The organism is Saccharopolyspora sp. NPDC049426 (assembly GCF_040676935.1).
In the GTDB taxonomy this organism is placed as follows: domain Bacteria; phylum Actinomycetota; class Actinomycetes; order Mycobacteriales; family Pseudonocardiaceae; genus Saccharopolyspora.
Window position 1 is genome coordinate 25,147 of sequence record NZ_JBFAPZ010000018.1, and the last position, 15,694, is coordinate 40,840.

The following is a 15,694-nucleotide window of genomic DNA, read 5'->3' on the forward strand; positions in this document are numbered from 1 at the left end:
TCCCATGACAACCGTCCCCCGCCCCGGTGCATGGCGGAAATCGAGCTACAGCGCAGAGAAAAACTGCGTTGAGGTTGGGCGCGTCGGTGACGGCGCCGCCGTCCGTGACACCAAGAACCGAGACCAAGGGTTCTTCACCGCGACCCGAGCACAGTGGACGGCGTTCATTGACGCCGCCAAGGGTGGCCAGTTCGACCGCCCTGAATGAGCAGACAACGAGGCCCCCGCACTGGATACCAGGCGCGGGGGCCTCGTCGTATCAGCATTCAGTCGCTATTCGACGCGCCTCTTGCCCTTCAGGGCAACCCGCAACGGCATGTCGTCCGGCGCACCGGTCTCTCGGAACTGGCGCAGCGTGGATTCGGCACCGGCAAGGGTCACGCTTCGGCGGGATCAGACGAGGGTAGAGGGCCGATCTCAACTCGTGACCGAGGTCGCGCAGGCGCCTCCAGAGTCGACTGGCACGGCTACGCAGGAGAGGGCCAGCGGCCGGGCGTCCGCGTCGCTGTCCGGGATTGCGGGGTGACCGATGAGGTGTTGGCTGTTGTCCGCGGTTCGTAGTGCGAGGGGCGGTGTGGTCACGAACATCGGCCGGAGTGCGGGTGGGTGGCCGGGGCGTAGTGGCAGGTGACGCGTTCGCCGTGGTGCAGTCCGGCGCAGTCGATGGTGCCGAGTTGGCGGTCGGGGACGGCGAGTTTCGCGCGTGTCTCGGCTTCGGCGTCGTCGATGCGGTGGCCGTGGAGGGTCTCGCGGTGTTCGTGGTGTGGATCGATGTCGTCGTGTTCGGGGAAGGCTTCGTGCCACATCCGAAACAGCAGTCCGACTCCGGTGTCGTTGAGGGGGGCGGTGTGGGAGGCCTGGCCGAGAGCGAGCACGATTTCGGCGGCGGTGGCCGGCCGGGTGTCCTCGCCGTGGGCGAGGCGGCGGAGGAGTTCGCGGGCGTGGCCGCGGTAGACGAATTCCGTTGACATCCGGTCGTGGGTCGGGCGCAGCAGCGAGAAGCTGTGGTGCAGCAGGTCGGCGATACCGGGATGGTGTTGCTGTGCGCGGTGGATTTCGTCTTCGCCCCACTGGATCATGTCGGCCACCGGTGACCATTCCCGGTCGACCGCGTCGAGAATGTCGCGAATCATGGGTCTCCCTTCGGGTGGGTGCCCGTGCCGTGCGGCACCGTGGGCGCGGTGACGGCGGCGGGTGGGCAGAGAAAAAGGGGGCCCGGTTCCGGGCGGTCGGGGTGTGACCGTCGGGAACCGGGCCTGGGCGTGTGGCGGGCGCATACGGGGGGTTAGTGCTGGGTGGTGGTGTCGACGGTGTCGGCGAGCAGGGACGCGAGGTCGCCGGGCGGGATGCCGTGGTCGAGTGCGCGCTCGAGGAGGCTGGCGAGGATGTGGTCGGGGTTGGCTTCCTTCGCGCGGGTTACGGCGATGCGGGCGAGTGCTCCTTCGCCTCGCAGGTAGGTCGATAGCGCCAGCAGCGCGGCGGGTTCGGCGAGTTCGGGCGCGGGGGCGTTGCGCACGAGTGCGAGCCAGAGGTGTTCGGCCGCGTGGGCCTTGTCGCTGCTGAGCAGGGTGGGCAGCATCGCGTCACGGATCAGGGTGGTCTGGAGCCAGTGCAGGATGCGCACCAGGGTGTGCTCATCCGGGTCCTGGCCGGCGGCGATGCCGTCGATGACCTCGTTGATGTCCTGCACGTGCTGGTCCAGCGCATCGCCCGGGTCGGGGGCCTCGAGGGCGAGCCCGTCGAGTTGGGTGGCCCACCGCGCGGCGGTGGCGCCGCTGTCTGCGGGGGCGATCAGTGCGCACATCTGCTCACGGCTGTCGAACACGATCTGGCCGCGGGCGGTGAGCTCGGCTCCCACCAGCGAGGCTCGGGGATCGCCGAGGCGGCCACGAAGCTCGGGGTCGAGGTAGGAGACCCACTCGGCGCCGTGCCGGATTTCCGGTGCCCACACGGCCTGGATCACCGGCATGCCCGCTGCCGCGAGCGCGAGCCGCAGCGTGCTGACCAGCCGATGGTGCGGAAGCTCCTCGCCGGGGGCGTTGTCGTGCGAGAGCAGGACTAGGGCCAGGGCGTCCGGGCACACCGTGTGCAGCGGGCCTGCGAGGAGGTAGGTGACGAGGTCGGTGTACTCCTGCGGGGTGGGCAGGCCGATGCGCATGGTGGCCCCGAGCCGGGCCTGCCCGCTGGCGTTGTCGTGGAGGCTGACCAGCACCAGCGAGTCGGTCGGGTAGTAGCCCAGCATGTGGGGTACGGCGGTGAGGAGCTCGCCGATGGTGTTGAGCGGGAGGGCGGCGGTGTTGTCCATCGAGGGTGTCTCCTTGCCAAAGGTGGTGTGCGGTGACGGCAAACAGCCCCTGGCCCACCAGCGGGCGGTGGGCCAGGGGCTGTCGATCTGTGGAGTGCGGCGGGACTTCCGTGAGGTGGCGCGTGGCCGGAGGAGGGCGAACCCGCTACCGGGAGTCGCGCGTCCTGGGGTTGGTGTCGGTGATGTGGCGCGGGCGTTGGATGCCCCACGCGAGACCGGCACGGACGGTGGTGCTGGCCTCCGTGGCGGCGTGAATCCGTCGCGTCCGATGTGTGACTCGACGGCCTCGCGCAGGGCAAGTCGGGGCCCGGCCGGGGAGCGGGCAGCGGGAGCCGGTGGTGAGGTGGCCGTGTCGTGGATGGCCGGAACGAATCCGGGAGTGCTGAGTAGTCCCCCGGATCAGATCGACATCCCCGCCTCGGCAATCCCTTTCGGGCTCGTGGTCCATTGGGGACTGCCAGCGGGTGTTCGGTTCTGGAGCTGTTGGTAGAGGAAGGCCCGGTAGGTGGCGGTTGTGACGTTGCGGCGGCCTACGGTCTGGGAGAGTTCGGTGAGTTCGCGACGCCGGGCTTCGTCGAGCAGGTTGCGCGCGTGGTCGCGCATGCCGATCTCCCCGGCGCGGGCTCCGGCGAGCGCCTGCCGCGCGAGGGCGCGTAGTTCGTGTGTGGTCTTCACAGGTCTTCCTCGTCGGCTTCGTCGAATCCGTGGGTTTGGCGGTCGATGTCGTCGACGCGAACGTCGTGGTCCTGTGAGGACACGGTGAGAGCGTCTTCGACCCATTGCCGGGCGGTGTTTTCGTTGTCGGTTCCGGTGACGTAGACCTCGGCGCTGAGGGTGACGGTTCCTTTCCATCCGGCGACGTACTCGGGGAGTCCGAGGTCGCGGAGCCCGCCGTTCATCCCGTCACGGCAGATGTCGCCGTCCTTGTGTGCCTGGATGATCCGGTCGCGCACGTGCGTGCGGAACGTCTGGAGCTCTGTGCGGGATTGCTCGAGCGCACGCTCGAGCGCCTCAATTCGCGCGCACGGGTGCTCGGGGAAAGTCATGGGTCCTCACTTCCTGTCCTGATCGCATGGAATTCGTTTCGCGCACGGGAAAGCCCGGATCCCCGAGTGCGGAGGGAATCCGGGCTGGCCGTGGAGTGGTGGTTAGCGGCGAAGTAGCCGTGATCGAACCGACGCGAGCAGCCGCGCGGGCCGTGATGGTGGGGGAGTGGGGTTGAACGCGAGCTCGATGACGACTTCGGCGATGAGTGTGGGAGGCGCCTGGAGTGTTCCGCCGCGCTGCGGGTAGCCCTGCCGGATCGAGTTGATGAAGATCGGGCACGGGCTTCCGTCGATGGTTTCGAAGAACGAGCGGGGCTGGCCGCAGCGGCGAACTCGGTCGGCGAAGTCGAGGACCAGGGGGTCGCGCCGCAGCTGGGTGCGGAGGTCGTCGTTCATCGGATGTTCCTCTCGTCGGTGGCCACCGCGTTGTCCGGCGCCAAATCCGGCGGCAGCGCCTGCGGGTGGTTCACGAGCGTGGCTGGGTGACCGGAAACGGCGGCATGGTCGACCGCGGCGCGCTCGAGCGCGGTGCGTTCATCGGTGTAGCCCATGCCTGCCGGGACACCGGCGCCTCGGCAGGTGGGACACCAGAGCACGAATCCGTTGCCGGTGTCGCGCACGGCGATCTCGTGGGGCTGGTAGTGGTAGCTCAACGCGGCGACGATCAACGACGCGGTGGCGCTGGAAGTGGTGTCGGCGTCCGGCAGCCGGAATCGACGGCCGGTGGGACCGGAGAAGAGCACGCCCACGCGGTTGTGTTCGGGGTGTTCGGTGAGCACCCCGATGAGGTGGCCGCCATAGAGGATGACAGTGTGGAAGGGGTCGCGGCGTTGAGCAACGACATCAGGCAACATCGTGTGCGTCCTTTTCCTCAGACAACAGAAAAATGGGCAGACGACCGCCACCGCAGGGGGTTTCAGCAGAGCTCGTGGACGAGCGGGTGGCACGGTGGTCGTTCTGCCTGCGGCCGCGTGAGCTGGAGGGTGGGGCCGGAACGCAACACGGCGGGGTCCCCTCCGGGGTGCCGTGTTGCGTGGAGCGGCCTACGCTCCAGCAGACTCACGGCGGGCAGAAAACCACTGCCACCGGCTACAACCGGCGCCGTCTAGACAGATGACGACCCTGCAGCAGCGGTGGCGTTCGTGCCACGGGGTGCGTGGGAGCAGCGGACGGGCGCACAGCCCCAGCGGTCGCAAGCGGCGAAGGTTAGTGGGTGTGGCGGTGGTGGCCTCGGCGTTGGCTGGCGTCGATGTCGCCTGGCTCGATCGCGGCGGTTCGCCGCAGGCGACGGGGCGGGTAGGCGAGGGCGAGCCAGCACAGCAGGCGGTGTTCTCGCCAGTAGCGGGCCGTGCGGATGAGGTGCAGGGCGATGTGCTGCATGAGCAAGGCCTTTCGGCAGGTCTGGTCATGAAAAACGGGGCACGGCACCGAAGTGCCGTGCCCCGTTGGGGGCTACTGCGGATTAGAAGGGCGGCTCACCGGCGGCGGCACCGGCGGGGGCGGCGTCCCAGGGGCCGTTGTCGGCGGCCTGGCTGCTCTGGGAGCGGGTGGCCTTGTTGACCGCCGCGGTCGCGTAGCGCAGGTCGGGGCCGATCGCGTCGACCTCGAGCTCCATGACGGTGCGCTTCTCGCCCTCCTTGGTCTCGAACGAGCGCTGCCGCAGGCGGCCCTGGACGAGCACCCGCATCCCCTTGGTCAGGGACTCGGATACGTTCTCGGCCATCTGCCGCCAGATGTTGCAGCGTAGGAAGGTCGGGTCACCGTCCTTCCACTCGCCGCTCTGCCTGTCGAAGTAGCGCGGGTTGTTGGCCACGGTGAAGTTGACGACGGCGGCGCCGGACTGGGTGAACCGCAGCTCGGGGTCCGCGGTCAGGTTGCCGACAACGGTCATCTCGATCTCGCCAGCCATGATGTACCTCCTGCGAAGTCGGTGCATTTCGGAATCACCGACAACCTGCTCGCCACCTGCACCAAACCCGGCTGGTGACCGGGTCCGTGCCCGAGGGGCTGTCGATCTGCGACTCCCGGATCAGGGCGTGGTGGGTGGTGCAAGGGGGCGCGTGAGCGCCTCGGCGAAGCCGACGCCGAAGGCGCCCTTGTGCCGCCTGCCTCGTCCTGATCTGATCCGCGTAGATCGACAGCTCCGGCACGGCACCCGGCCGCCCGCTACCCCGAACTACTCCCGGCGCACTGCCTGGGTGCCGGAATCGCCGAAGTCGCTGGATCTAGCTGGTGCGGTCGGCAGCGATGTAGCGCGGCCGCTCGCGGCCCCAGGCCAGGCCGTCCTGGATCGTCCGGGTCACCTCGTGCTCGGTGAATCCGTCCTGTCCGATGTGGCCTCGGGCTGCGTCGAACAGCGCGGCTTCGGCGGTGCGCTGGTCGAGCGCGCCGCCCCCGATCAGGAAGCCGAGCCTCGCGGCAGCCCGGAGCAGGGTGTTGTGTCGCTGGCCGGTGGGCGCGCTGGCGACTGCCCGCGTCTCGCCCTCGAGCGCGGCGGCGACGTAGGCGCCGGCCCGCCCGGCAGGAAGCTCCAGGCCGACCGGATCCGGCGGAGGCGGGGGAGTCAGAGCGGTGACCAGCCATTCCGGCAAGGGAGCGATCGCGGCCTGGTTCCTCGCCCAGTAGCGGCCGCGACGAGTGATCGACCCGGCGGCGACGACGTACCCGCCGGCACCGCGAGTGTCGACCCGCCACCAGCAACCGACCCGGGACCGCAGCTCTGGCTCGGCAGGGGCCCGGAAGTACAGGTGCTCACCGCCGGACGGAGTCCTCACCGTGTAGGTGCCGTCGGGGTACCGCTGGCCGTCCTCGGCGGCCCGTTGGGCGAGCACGTCGCGCCCGTGGTGGGCGCCGGACCACCGGTCCGGCGCCCGCTGGTCCTTGGCATCATCAAGATCAACGACGAGCAGGCCTGACGGACCGCAGGCGATGCCGACGTTGTAGGGCACCGCCTGCCACCAGGCCCGAATCTGCTCGGGATCGCAGGTGGCGACGGATTCCCAGTCCTTCGGCACCGGCTTCTTGCTCAGTGGTCGTAGCGGGAACACCGCCAGACCGGCCTCGGCGGCCTCCAGCGCGGCTCGCATCAGCCGCGGCGGTCTGGACGGGCAGGGGCGCATCGTGGCTGGACTACTCATAGTGCCGTCCTTCCTGGATGGGAGCGTAAGGGCCGACCACCCGGAATCCGTCGCACCAAACCCGCTGCGCACGCTGTCGATCAGCTCGTCGAGAGCAGCGCGCGGTGGACCAGCCACGGCAGCGACTGCGCATGGCTGTGGCGACCGTCGTCAGGCACGGCATCGTCGACGGAGAGCTCCCAGTAGTCACCACGCGGGCCGCACGGGACCGTCTCGAGGCGCGAGACCACGCTGATCCGCCGCCGGGTGTCGTCAACAACGGCGGTGACTTCGACGCCCATCGGCAGGCGATTCGGAGCTTCTAGCTCGCGGTAGTGCAGCGACAGCGGCGCCGCGCGCAGTCGACGGCTGACCTCGACCAGCACGCTGCGGGCGTAGTTCCACGAGCCGAACTCGCCCGCGCCTCCTGCTCTCGGGATGTTGGTGTTGACCTCGGAGGTCAGCACGTAGCTGCGGCGGTAGTCGTGCAGACCGAAGATGCGTGGCGATTCCGTCGGTGCCGCGAGCAAGAGCGTCATGGCGGTTTCCCTGGCTGTGCTGGGTGCCCGGCGGTCGTGAGACCGGAAGACGGAGGTCCGTGGTATGGGAGCTGCGTTACCCTGGCGGTGTGAAGCGGTAGCCGGCTCTGCCGGTCCTTCTTCACTCGGAAAAGATCGGTGGATTCTTTGGTCGGCCGTGGCTTCGGCCGCGGGCTCCGTACGGGGCGATGCGCCGGTCTGCTCGTGGCCCACCCGGCACGCGCCGGGTGGGCCACGGCGTTTCACACGGCCAGCAGGTCGAAGGCGCGCCGCTTGCGGTTGGCCACGGTGGGGCTGGTCAGCACCCGGTGCGCGCGGGGGGTCGGTCCACTCCGCACACAGCAGGTGGTTGCGCACGTCTCGCCGGGGCAGAGTGCGCACGCCCCGCCGGGACCGGGCACAACCACCGGAGATCTGGTGACGAAAGCAGTCCGGTGAGTCGCTCACTGGTCATCGGCCGCTCGGGGTCGGACCTCGTGCTGGCGGGAGGCTCGCGCAGTGGCAGCCGGTGCTGGCTAGAGCAGGCCGACCCGATGGGCTGCGCGGATCACCGCGAACCGGGATCGGCAGCGCGGGCAGTCCTCGCCACGCGGACGAGGCGGTACTGGTGCCGAAGGCTGAGGTGGCGGGGAAAGCACCTCATCGCGGTCGGGGTTCCACGCCGTGTAGTGCGTGGCCACATGACCGTTGTCCCAGCGCACCGTGATCGACCAGCGTGGACCCACGACGTCATCAGGGGCGGAGATGGAGATGTCCTCAACCGTGTAGGCCCTGCGCGAGTAGCCGGACCGGTAGCGGCCGCCGACGTGGCGAGGACCGATCTCCTCGGCGATGTGCTGCCGGGCCTGCTCGGCGTCGCGGCGGTCCAGTTCGGCCCTGAGCTCGGCCTGCCGTGCAGGGTCGTCCTCTTCCTCCAATCGGCCGTGGAGCTCGGCCTCGGGGCACCACAGGCAGTCGCAGGGCTGCGGGTAGCGCAGGTCGGGGTCCTCGTCATCGGTGACGAGGAATTCGCCAGTGCCGCCGCAGTCGGCGCACCCGGACAGTGCCCACAACCCGCGGATTCGGGTCTCGCGGTAATGGGGCGGCGGGGGGATTTCCGCGGTCATCGTCTGTCTCCCTCCTCGGTCGGAGTTGGTGTGCTCCCCGGCTCGGTGGGGCGCACTCGATAGGCCCCGGTGCCGGGGAAAGGGGTCAAGCCGCACGCTTGTCGCGGGTTGACCCCGGCCTGCCGCCGTCGGGCGGTGACGAAATCCAGCCTGGTTCAGAACGTCGGGCCGCCGTGTTCGTCGACGACGCGGTCGGTGAGGTCGTCCTCGACGGGAGCGGTGTTGGTGTTGACGCCGGTTGTTACGTCTAGGCCGTGGAAGCGGTGCACCGAGGCGTCGGCCTGGTTCACGGTGTCGGGATCGGGCGAAGCTGTGTCCTCGGTGTCCGGCGTGATGTAGCCGTCGTGGACCGTCTGGTAGGCCCAGCTGCGGATCCGGGACGCGGCCTGGGGTGAGGCCTGTGATGCACGCCTCTCATGCTGGTGGATCCAGTTGCCTGCCCGTCCTCGTTGGAGGAGTTTCGCGCGCGGGTCGATCTCGTAGACGGTGACTTCGGTTTCATGACCGTCGACGAGCACGATGGTGTGTGGACGTCCGTCGGTGTCGTAGCCGATGACCATCTCCACGGTTCTCATACCGGTTCCTTTCACTCGGGATTTCCGGACCTGGGGCGAGTTGGTCGGTCCCGTCCCCAGGGCCTGGGATTGCAGCGGCAGGTTGACGCCAGCGGGAGTTGGTCGGCGGTCGTGACGAGGTCGCTGAGTTCACTCGTGACGATCTCGACGTGGGGCTGACGTCTCGCCAGTCGTCGGCGGCGCGGGCGGGTTGGTCGCTCTCCCCGCGCCGCCCTGGGACGTGCGGCGCTCGTCATGCCATCTGCGGGTCGCCCTCGGCGGCTTCGTCGTCTCCGTCGGCCGCGTCGTCCTCGTCCTGGTCGCCAGCTGCGAGGTGCGCCCAGTGCTCGTTGTCGAGCTCGGGGTTGTTGACCAGCTGCTCGACGTGGGACAGCGGGTAGCCGAGCGCGTCCAGCAGCTCGAAGTAGTAGCGGGCGCTGTCGGTCGGCTGGCGCCAGCTGGCATCGGCGGATTCGGTGTAGGCGCGGTCCCAGTGCTGCTCGCAGGCGCCGATGACCTGGGCGAGGCGGATGAGCACGGCCTGGGGCTCGGTCGTGGACTTCTTGCGCAGGTGCACGACGAGCGGGTTGGCGTCGCGCCGGTAGCCCTCGGGCTCGCCGAGTTTGAGTAGAGCGCAGGCGTAGCGGTTGGCTGGCGCGGCTTCTTCGAGGTAGTCGCTGGCCAGCACCGGTGCCAGCGCGAGCCAGTGGTGCACGCGAGCGGGCAGGTCCGCGGGCTTGCGCTTGCGCCACCCGTGGAAGTACTTGGCAAGCCATTCCCGGCGGTCGGCCTTGGCTTCGCGCCACAGCTTGTTGTTCGCCGCCGCGCGCTTGATCTCGGCGGACTTGAATGCCGGGTCGGGCTTTGGCTGCGCGGTCGGGGAGGTGCGCAGGATGTGGCCGTGCGCGGAGTAGTCGGTGCACACGTAGTGGATGTCCACGCTGGACCAGCGGATCTCGGCGTAGGCAGCATGCCCGGGGCAGCCGGCGTGCTCGTCGACGGTTAGGGGACGTTCGGCCGTCTCGTCGGCGAAGAGCTCCCGCAGCTGGACCACGCCCTCGGTATCCGGGTCGGCGACCGGCACGCCGTCGGCCCGCAGCTGGTCCTCCGCGGCCGCGACTCGCACTGAGTCGATGGTGCGGTGACCGTGCGCGGCGAAGCCAGTGCACAGCTCGGTAATCCTCACCGCGACACCGGGGTCGACGTCGACGACCGCGGCGCGTCCGGGGCAGGCGCGGTGCTCGGCGGGATCCAGTGGAGTCTCGTCGTCGCCGGTGCACAGCTTGTCCAACCGCGCGATGCCCTCGGGCAGGTCATAGGCGTTGTCGAGGAGGACGTAGCCCTGCTCGACAAGGCGCTGCTCCTCCTCGGCCTTCTTGGCGTCCTGGTCGCGACGACGCCGCAGCTGGCCCAGCTTCCATTCGAAGTCGTGGGGAGCACGCTCGAGGACGGCGACCAGCTCGTCGTGCGCCTTTTCGTCGTCGGCGAACTCCGAGAGTTGGGCCAAGATCAGTAGGTCGGCGTTGGGCAGCGTGTCCACGGCCTCACGGGTGCGCGGTGTGGCGGCAACCGCGCGGCCCGCGCGGACCCGCTCGACCGGGCGCGTGAGCTTCTGGGCGATCGCGTCGTCTCCTAGCCCGGCCAGGGCCAGTTGCTCGTAGAGCCCCGCCTCCTCGGTCGGGCTGAAGCCCTCACGGTGGAAGTTCTCGATGCCCTGGGCTACGAGGATGTCCTGGCGGGTAGTGCCCGGCGCGTGGACCAGGACGTCGATGGTCAGATCGGGGTTCTCAAGGCCTTTGACTTCAACGGCGGCCGCGTGGCGGTGAAACCCGACCAGCACATCGAGGACTCCGTCTTCGGGGGCCGGGGCGACGTTGATGATCGAGACCATCGGGTTCACCCCGTGCTCGGCGACCGAGGCCACCAGCTCGGGGCGACGCTTGCGGACGTCACCGACTTCTCGGCTGTTGCCGTCGGCGCGCAGCTCGCGGGGATCGACTCCGCGCAGGACGTACGGGTAGGTGTCCGGCTCGGCGGTGGACTGCTCCGTGATGGCGGGCGCGGTCTCGGGAGTGGTCTGGTCGGTGCTGTAGGTGCTCATCGTGGCTCCGTTTCCGGGCATGGCTGTGCCCTGTGGGAACTCGGAAAAACGTGTGGCGGGGGGAGGCAAAAAGCGGCGCGAGCGGAGTGATCCGCTCGCGCCGCTTGTGCCCTACTTCTTCTTCTCGCTGGGGGTCTTGAGTCCTTCGGGGATCAGCCCCTGCCGCAGCAGCTCAGGACATCGTTCCTCGCGCCGCCGGTGGTCTTCGTCGGCGATGCGCGTGTGCTCCGGGCTGGTGATCTGGGCGATGTACTGCTGCTCCTCTTCCGGCGTCATCGCGCGGCTCCTTCACTCGGAATTGGCCGGGTGTGAAGGGCGAGTGGTCGGTCCCGCCTCCTCACACCGCTGTGGTGCGCCCCGCCGTGGCCGGTGGGGCGCACTCGCCAGGCCCCGGGAGCGGGTCGGGGTCCAGCCGCACGCTTTTCGCGGCTGGACGCCGGGCCGCTGCCGGGGCAGAGTGCGCACGCCCCACCGGGCGCGGGGGCGTGCCGCGCGTCCTCTACTTGCGGTGCGGTGCGTTGGCGGGTGCGATCAGCAGGTGGATGGCGTCCGCCGGTCACGCGCTCTACGCGACAGGCGGACTGCGGTAACGGGATCGAGCAGGAGGGTCTGCGGCGCGTTGGCGCAGGTCAGCCGCTCGCCGTGGTCGGCGGGAACGCGGTGTCCGTGGTGCGGGGCGGCTACCGCGGCGATCAGGAACCGATCGGTGGCCTCGCGTGGAAGGGGGCGACGAGCTGAAGCCCGGCTCCTGTTCGCAAGGCGGGCGCCTCGACCGAACACCAGTTGCCGGGGCCAGGCTGTGGGTGGGGTGCTCTATTCGGGTGGCGATGGAATCAAATGGGCACCCTCCGCGGCCCCAGTACGCCTGGTGCGCGGACAAGCCGATCACCACCGAGTCCGCCATCGAAGAAGGCGCTAAAGCCGCCGTGAAGGTATGGATGAGAATCCCGCCGTGGTCGGCTCCGCCATTGAGAAGGCGGTGTGCGGCTACCTCGACGACAACGGGATGCCGGAATCCGATCGGTGACGAGGGGGGCTCCGCCGCAGGCGGTATCGCCAGGTATCCCGTTGTAGGAATCGCCGGTGTAGACCCTGAGTGAGAACCCGGTCGCGATCACGATCTCCGCGGTCAGCGTGGCCGACAGGTGCCTGTGATCGGGAGGTACGTCCTCCAGCGGATGTGTGATGCGATCTCGGGACGAGTCGCGTCGAGCAAGTCGTGCAGCGTGTTCGCATTGACGGTCGGGTGCGGCTGGTAGGTGGTCCCCAGCACGTGTGCGGCTGCAGCAGCTTCCGCGTTGCGCGTGGTGTCGGTGTGTTCGGGAACCGCGATGGTCACGATGGCGCCTGCCTGAGTGAGATGAGCGAGCGTTCCGCCGGCCCACAGCTCGGCGTCGTCAGGGTGGGCCATGACCGTGAGCACCGTCGCCAGGCCTGGTTGTGGGGTTTGAGTCGCTCACCACAGCTCCAGCTTTTCGATCACTTCGGCTGGCTTGGCCAACTTAGCGCTGGCGTCACCGGTGGGTGCCAGCGGCAACGGCAGGTCGGTGCGCATGCGGATGAGGTCACGCCAGGCCAAGACCTGCTGCCACTGCTGCGACGAGCTTCCCCTTGGCGCCGGTGAGCCGACCGGAGGCCGGCAGGTAATCAAGGCTGAGCCCTCCGTCGAGAAGACGGGCAGCGGTGGCCGCGCCGATGCCGCGGACGCCGGGAATGTTGTCGGCGGGATCGCCTTTCAGCGCGCAGAAGGAGGGCCATTGCGCTGGACCTACGCCGTAGCGGGCGGCCACCTCGTCAGGGCGATGTGCCTCTTGCCGGGGTGCATCGCCGTGTTGAGCACTCGGACCTGCTCATCGAGCAGCTGGTAGTAGTCGCGATCGGTGGAAAAGATCCACGCGGGTCGGTCACGCGTGTGTCTGATGAGGGTGGCGATGACGTCGTCGGCTTCGGCGGTCTCGATCTCGATCCACGGGATGCCGTAGAGGTCGAGTCCACGCTGGACTACCGGGATCGCTTCCAGGGCCTTGCGCGCACCGTCGTCGAGCTCCCTGTTTGCCTTGTAGTCGGCATCGGAGTCCTGGCGTTCGACCGAGCCGTGCTCACCATCGAAGACCACCATCACCTCGGGGCCGCCGACAGCTCGTCACGGATCGCGACCCGTAGCAGGGCGAAGAAGCCGAAGGGGGCGGTGAGCTCACGGGTTTTGTCCCGCGAGCGGATCTCCGCGGGAAACCCGAAGGCTGCTCTCCAGAGCAGGTTGTGGCCGTCGACCAGCAACAATGGGACTTGAGCAGGCATCACCGCACCGCCTTTACAAACAACTCGGCGACTGTGGTGGGCTGGAAGTCCCTCGTCCGGTAGTACGCAGCCCTGGACAGGTGCCGGTAGCGTACCGGATCACCCAGCAGGTCCTCGGCAGCCTTCCACAGCGCGTGTTCACCACCTGCCCGCGGGACGACCATGCCGCCCGCTTCGGGGCCTGTACCGACCAGGGAGGGCAGGTGGTCGATGTTGAAGCAGACCACGGGGGTGCCCACCGACATGGCCTCCAGTGCGACGAGCCCGAAGGACTCTCGCCGGGAGGGCACGATCACTACGGCCGCCTCGGCAAGCCAGGCGGGCACCTGCGCCCAGCTGATACCGCCTGATCGCAGGTATACCCAGGGGCTGTGCGCTGCGGCGTGCTTGCACCGGGACCACTCGTCGCCTTGGGCGCCGGGTGCGGTCTCGAATCCGGCATCGGCGACTACAACCTCGGCCGGACGTTCGAGCGACCGCGCCTCATTGACCAGAGCTGCGATGTTTTTCTCTGCCCCGAGACGGCCCAGTACTCGGATCGGGCCTCGCCTGCGCAGCGTCTCCCGAGCAGTCTCGTCCGGGCATGGATGCTCGTGCAGCAGGCCGTTGGGGATCACCCACCAGCCATCGGTGTCATAGCCCCGCTCGCGGGCTTGGTCGAGCACCGTGCTCGATGGGGCGATCACGTGCTCGACGCTGGCTAACGCGACGGCTAGGTCCTCGTCGTGCCCGATGACGTGTGTGGCGAGGACCGAGCGCGCTCGATGCTGGACAGCCACCCGTCCCAGGCCCCACAGGGCGTCCACGTACACCGCGATGTCGACGCCGTGCGCATCGAACGTGGCGGTGATCTCTCGGTGCAGCCGGTCGCCTGCCTCGTGAATGGCTCGGCGCAGCGTGTCGTCGTCGCAGGGGAACGAGGCCGCGAGGGCGTTGAGCTGGATGACGTCGGGGTCGAGTTCCGGCTGCTCGGCGGCGGTGAGGATGATCGCGCGGTGGCCGAGCTGCCGCAGACCCTGCGCCAAGGCCGCGGTGGCGCGTTCCATGCCTGCCGGTGCGTTGGGCGTGTAGGACGCGAGCAGGAACGCCACGGTCAACGGAGGTGGGTCGTGTGCCTCAGCCACGCGTGATCACCCGTTTCGGAAATGTGAGCGGCGTGGTCGAGTGACCTGCGGGAACGTCCTCCCACGGGAATACGACCCAGTCGGCGACGTCCCAGCAGTAGAGGTCGGGCGGAGTCGATGCGCCGCGGTTGCGGCACAGGGCACAGGTGAGGAACCGGGTGTTGGGCTCGGCCCAGGGCCGGAGGGCATCGAGGACGGCGGTGAAGGTGGCGCCGGTGCCGCAGATGTCGTCGACCACCAGCACGGTTCCTGTGAGCCGATCGAGCTGCCAGGAGTCGAGGTCACAGGTCACGGTTCCGGTTGCCGGGCTGTACGGCGCGTCGGTGGCGTTGTGGCTGGCGCGGACGATGTGCGTTTGCACGTCCAGGCGCGCGGCGATGCGGTGGGCAGGAATAGTCCCGCCGTGCGCAATACCGATCACCGCGCTGACCTTGTCCAAGCCGGCGCTGGTGGTGAACTGACCGGCGGCGGTGGCCAGCAGGTCGCACGCCTGCATCATCACGGAGTTGTGCAGCCGCCACAGGCGGTGGCGCTCGAAAATGCGATCTGGCGAGGTCGAGGTGGCCGTGCTCATGCCGAACCATCCCTCCCGGTCAGCGCCAAGTCGGAGGGGCTGGTCAAGGCGCGCAGGGTGGTGATGCGGTCGGCAGTCGGATCGTTGCGCCACACGCGCCCGTCGGCTCGGACGACGGTGAAGCCCCCTGCGTCGTCGCGGGTCCGCAGCCGGACAGTGACGGTGTCGGGGATGTCGAGGTCGGCGACGGTGACGGCGGCTTCCTCATCGGTGAGTTGTTCGGCTCCTGCCAGCGTGGTGCCCTCGCCGATCGGAAGCATCTGCAGGAAGGTCACCCCCTCGACCCCCAGGTTCGCAGCGAGGTCGACCATGCGTTGCGCACTGCCGCGAGTGGAGGCCATCAGGACCATTTGCAGCTGCGTGGGGATGCCGTAGGCGACAGCGGCTCGGACGCCGGCGACAGCACGGTGAAAACTGTCCGCTCCGCGCCAGCGGTCATGGGAATCTGCCTCGGAACCGTCCAGGCTGACCCGGACGGCGTCGACCTGCCCGGCAAGTGCTTCAGCACGCCGCTGCAGATGCCAGCCGTTGGTGGTCACGCTCACCACGCACCCGGCGCTGGTCAGCGTGGCCGCGAGGTCACCGAGGTCACGTAGCAGCAGCGGCTCGCCTCCGGAGAGGTCCACAGCCAAGACGCCAGACTCGCCGAGCACGGCTGCGATCCGCAGACGATCGGCTCGGGCGAGTTCGCGGACCGTCTTGTCGTCCAGGCAGTGGGGGCAGGCGAGGTTGCAGCGAACCAGCGGGGACCAGCACACGCTGACTGGAACATCACGGTCCAACTCGCCAGGGTGGATAGTGGGCAGGCTCGCCACCGAATCGCTGGGCAGGTGGGCTCGCCCGAGAGCGATCAAGTCCTCGGTGCGGTGTGTCAGCCCCGTCAACGGGTCATGGACATAGCGGGTGTGACCGCACGCATCGGTGGCGAAGA

22 protein-coding genes are annotated in these 15,694 nt (G+C 68.9%); 1 reads left to right on the forward strand and 21 read right to left on the reverse strand.

Annotated features, from left to right (window positions below; all coding sequences use genetic code 11):
- The first annotated feature begins 4 nt into the window (after positions 1 to 4).
- Positions 5 to 208: a DUF397 domain-containing protein gene (locus tag AB0J78_RS29665; RefSeq protein WP_363794704.1), complete on the forward strand. Its 204-nt coding sequence runs from the start codon at positions 5 to 7 to the stop codon at positions 206 to 208.
- A gap of 370 nt (positions 209 to 578) precedes the next feature.
- Here AB0J78_RS29665 and AB0J78_RS29670 read toward each other — a convergent pair whose 3' ends face one another.
- The 21 genes from AB0J78_RS29670 to AB0J78_RS29770 all read right to left on the reverse strand — a co-directional run bounded on the left by AB0J78_RS29670 (position 579) and on the right by AB0J78_RS29770 (position 15,545).
- A complete protein-coding gene (locus AB0J78_RS29670) occupies positions 579 to 1,133 on the reverse strand; it encodes a hypothetical protein (protein ID WP_363794706.1) in 555 nt (184 codons plus the stop codon).
- 152 nt (positions 1,134 to 1,285) lie between these two features.
- On the reverse strand, positions 1,286 to 2,305 hold the full coding sequence (locus AB0J78_RS29675; RefSeq protein ID WP_363794708.1) for a DUF4192 domain-containing protein: 1,020 nt from the start codon (positions 2,303 to 2,305) through the stop codon (positions 1,286 to 1,288).
- Positions 2,306 to 2,704: 399 nt separating this feature from the next.
- A complete protein-coding gene (locus AB0J78_RS29680) occupies positions 2,705 to 2,980 on the reverse strand; it encodes a hypothetical protein (protein WP_363794710.1) in 276 nt (91 codons plus the stop codon).
- Positions 2,977 to 3,351, reverse strand: a complete 375-nt coding sequence (locus AB0J78_RS29685) for a hypothetical protein (RefSeq protein WP_363794712.1) — start codon at positions 3,349 to 3,351, stop codon at positions 2,977 to 2,979. Before AB0J78_RS29685 ends, AB0J78_RS29680 begins: the two co-directional genes overlap by 4 nt.
- A 102-nt stretch (positions 3,352 to 3,453) precedes the next feature.
- Positions 3,454 to 3,747 (reverse strand): hypothetical protein, encoded by a 294-nt coding sequence (locus AB0J78_RS29690; protein WP_363794714.1) that lies wholly within the window; start codon positions 3,745 to 3,747, stop codon positions 3,454 to 3,456.
- Complete coding sequence (locus AB0J78_RS29695) at positions 3,744 to 4,256, reverse strand: hypothetical protein (RefSeq protein ID WP_363794716.1); 513 nt, start codon at positions 4,254 to 4,256, stop codon at positions 3,744 to 3,746. Before AB0J78_RS29695 ends, AB0J78_RS29690 begins: the two co-directional genes overlap by 4 nt.
- Before the next feature lie 301 nt (positions 4,257 to 4,557).
- Positions 4,558 to 4,731, reverse strand: a complete 174-nt coding sequence (locus AB0J78_RS29700) for a hypothetical protein (protein WP_363794718.1) — start codon at positions 4,729 to 4,731, stop codon at positions 4,558 to 4,560.
- Between the two features lie 82 nt (positions 4,732 to 4,813).
- A complete protein-coding gene (locus AB0J78_RS29705; protein ID WP_363794720.1) occupies positions 4,814 to 5,260 on the reverse strand; it encodes a single-stranded DNA-binding protein in 447 nt (148 codons plus the stop codon).
- Between the two features lie 316 nt (positions 5,261 to 5,576).
- Positions 5,577 to 6,488: a bifunctional DNA primase/polymerase gene (locus AB0J78_RS29710; protein ID WP_363794722.1), complete on the reverse strand. Its 912-nt coding sequence runs from the start codon at positions 6,486 to 6,488 to the stop codon at positions 5,577 to 5,579.
- Positions 6,489 to 6,568: 80 nt separating this feature from the next.
- A complete protein-coding gene (locus tag AB0J78_RS29715) occupies positions 6,569 to 7,006 on the reverse strand; it encodes a hypothetical protein (RefSeq protein WP_363794724.1) in 438 nt (145 codons plus the stop codon).
- Positions 7,007 to 7,521: 515 nt separating this feature from the next.
- The gene (locus AB0J78_RS29720) at positions 7,522 to 8,112 is read right to left on the reverse strand and encodes a hypothetical protein (RefSeq protein WP_363794726.1); all 591 of its coding nucleotides are present in this window, start codon (positions 8,110 to 8,112) and stop codon (positions 7,522 to 7,524) included.
- A 155-nt stretch (positions 8,113 to 8,267) separates the two neighbouring features.
- Positions 8,268 to 8,687: a hypothetical protein gene (locus AB0J78_RS29725; protein ID WP_363794728.1), complete on the reverse strand. Its 420-nt coding sequence runs from the start codon at positions 8,685 to 8,687 to the stop codon at positions 8,268 to 8,270.
- Positions 8,688 to 8,919: 232 nt separating this feature from the next.
- Complete coding sequence (locus AB0J78_RS29730) at positions 8,920 to 10,767, reverse strand: hypothetical protein (RefSeq protein ID WP_363794730.1); 1,848 nt, start codon at positions 10,765 to 10,767, stop codon at positions 8,920 to 8,922.
- Positions 10,768 to 10,878: 111 nt separating this feature from the next.
- The gene (locus AB0J78_RS29735; RefSeq protein ID WP_363794732.1) at positions 10,879 to 11,043 is read right to left on the reverse strand and encodes a hypothetical protein; all 165 of its coding nucleotides are present in this window, start codon (positions 11,041 to 11,043) and stop codon (positions 10,879 to 10,881) included.
- Positions 11,044 to 11,896: 853 nt separating this feature from the next.
- A complete protein-coding gene (locus AB0J78_RS29740) occupies positions 11,897 to 12,178 on the reverse strand; it encodes a PIG-L family deacetylase (protein WP_363794734.1) in 282 nt (93 codons plus the stop codon).
- A 154-nt stretch (positions 12,179 to 12,332) separates the two neighbouring features.
- Positions 12,333 to 12,557 carry a 5'-3' exonuclease H3TH domain-containing protein gene (locus AB0J78_RS29745; RefSeq protein WP_363794736.1) on the reverse strand — a complete coding sequence of 75 codons (225 nt, stop codon included), beginning with the start codon at positions 12,555 to 12,557 and terminating at the stop codon, positions 12,333 to 12,335.
- Positions 12,536 to 12,886 carry a hypothetical protein gene (locus tag AB0J78_RS29750; protein ID WP_363794737.1) on the reverse strand — a complete coding sequence of 117 codons (351 nt, stop codon included), beginning with the start codon at positions 12,884 to 12,886 and terminating at the stop codon, positions 12,536 to 12,538. The genes AB0J78_RS29745 and AB0J78_RS29750 overlap by 22 nt, the downstream gene beginning before the upstream one ends.
- Positions 12,886 to 13,065: a hypothetical protein gene (locus AB0J78_RS29755; protein WP_363794739.1), complete on the reverse strand. Its 180-nt coding sequence runs from the start codon at positions 13,063 to 13,065 to the stop codon at positions 12,886 to 12,888. Before AB0J78_RS29755 ends, AB0J78_RS29750 begins: the two co-directional genes overlap by 1 nt.
- Positions 13,065 to 14,189 carry a glycosyltransferase family 4 protein gene (locus AB0J78_RS29760; protein WP_363794741.1) on the reverse strand — a complete coding sequence of 375 codons (1,125 nt, stop codon included), beginning with the start codon at positions 14,187 to 14,189 and terminating at the stop codon, positions 13,065 to 13,067. The genes AB0J78_RS29755 and AB0J78_RS29760 overlap by 1 nt, the downstream gene beginning before the upstream one ends.
- Complete coding sequence (locus AB0J78_RS29765; protein WP_363794743.1) at positions 14,182 to 14,763, reverse strand: phosphoribosyltransferase family protein; 582 nt, start codon at positions 14,761 to 14,763, stop codon at positions 14,182 to 14,184. The genes AB0J78_RS29760 and AB0J78_RS29765 overlap by 8 nt, the downstream gene beginning before the upstream one ends.
- On the reverse strand, positions 14,760 to 15,545 hold the full coding sequence (locus AB0J78_RS29770) for a radical SAM protein (RefSeq protein WP_363794745.1): 786 nt from the start codon (positions 15,543 to 15,545) through the stop codon (positions 14,760 to 14,762). The genes AB0J78_RS29765 and AB0J78_RS29770 overlap by 4 nt, the downstream gene beginning before the upstream one ends.
- Positions 15,546 to 15,694 lie beyond the last annotated feature (149 nt).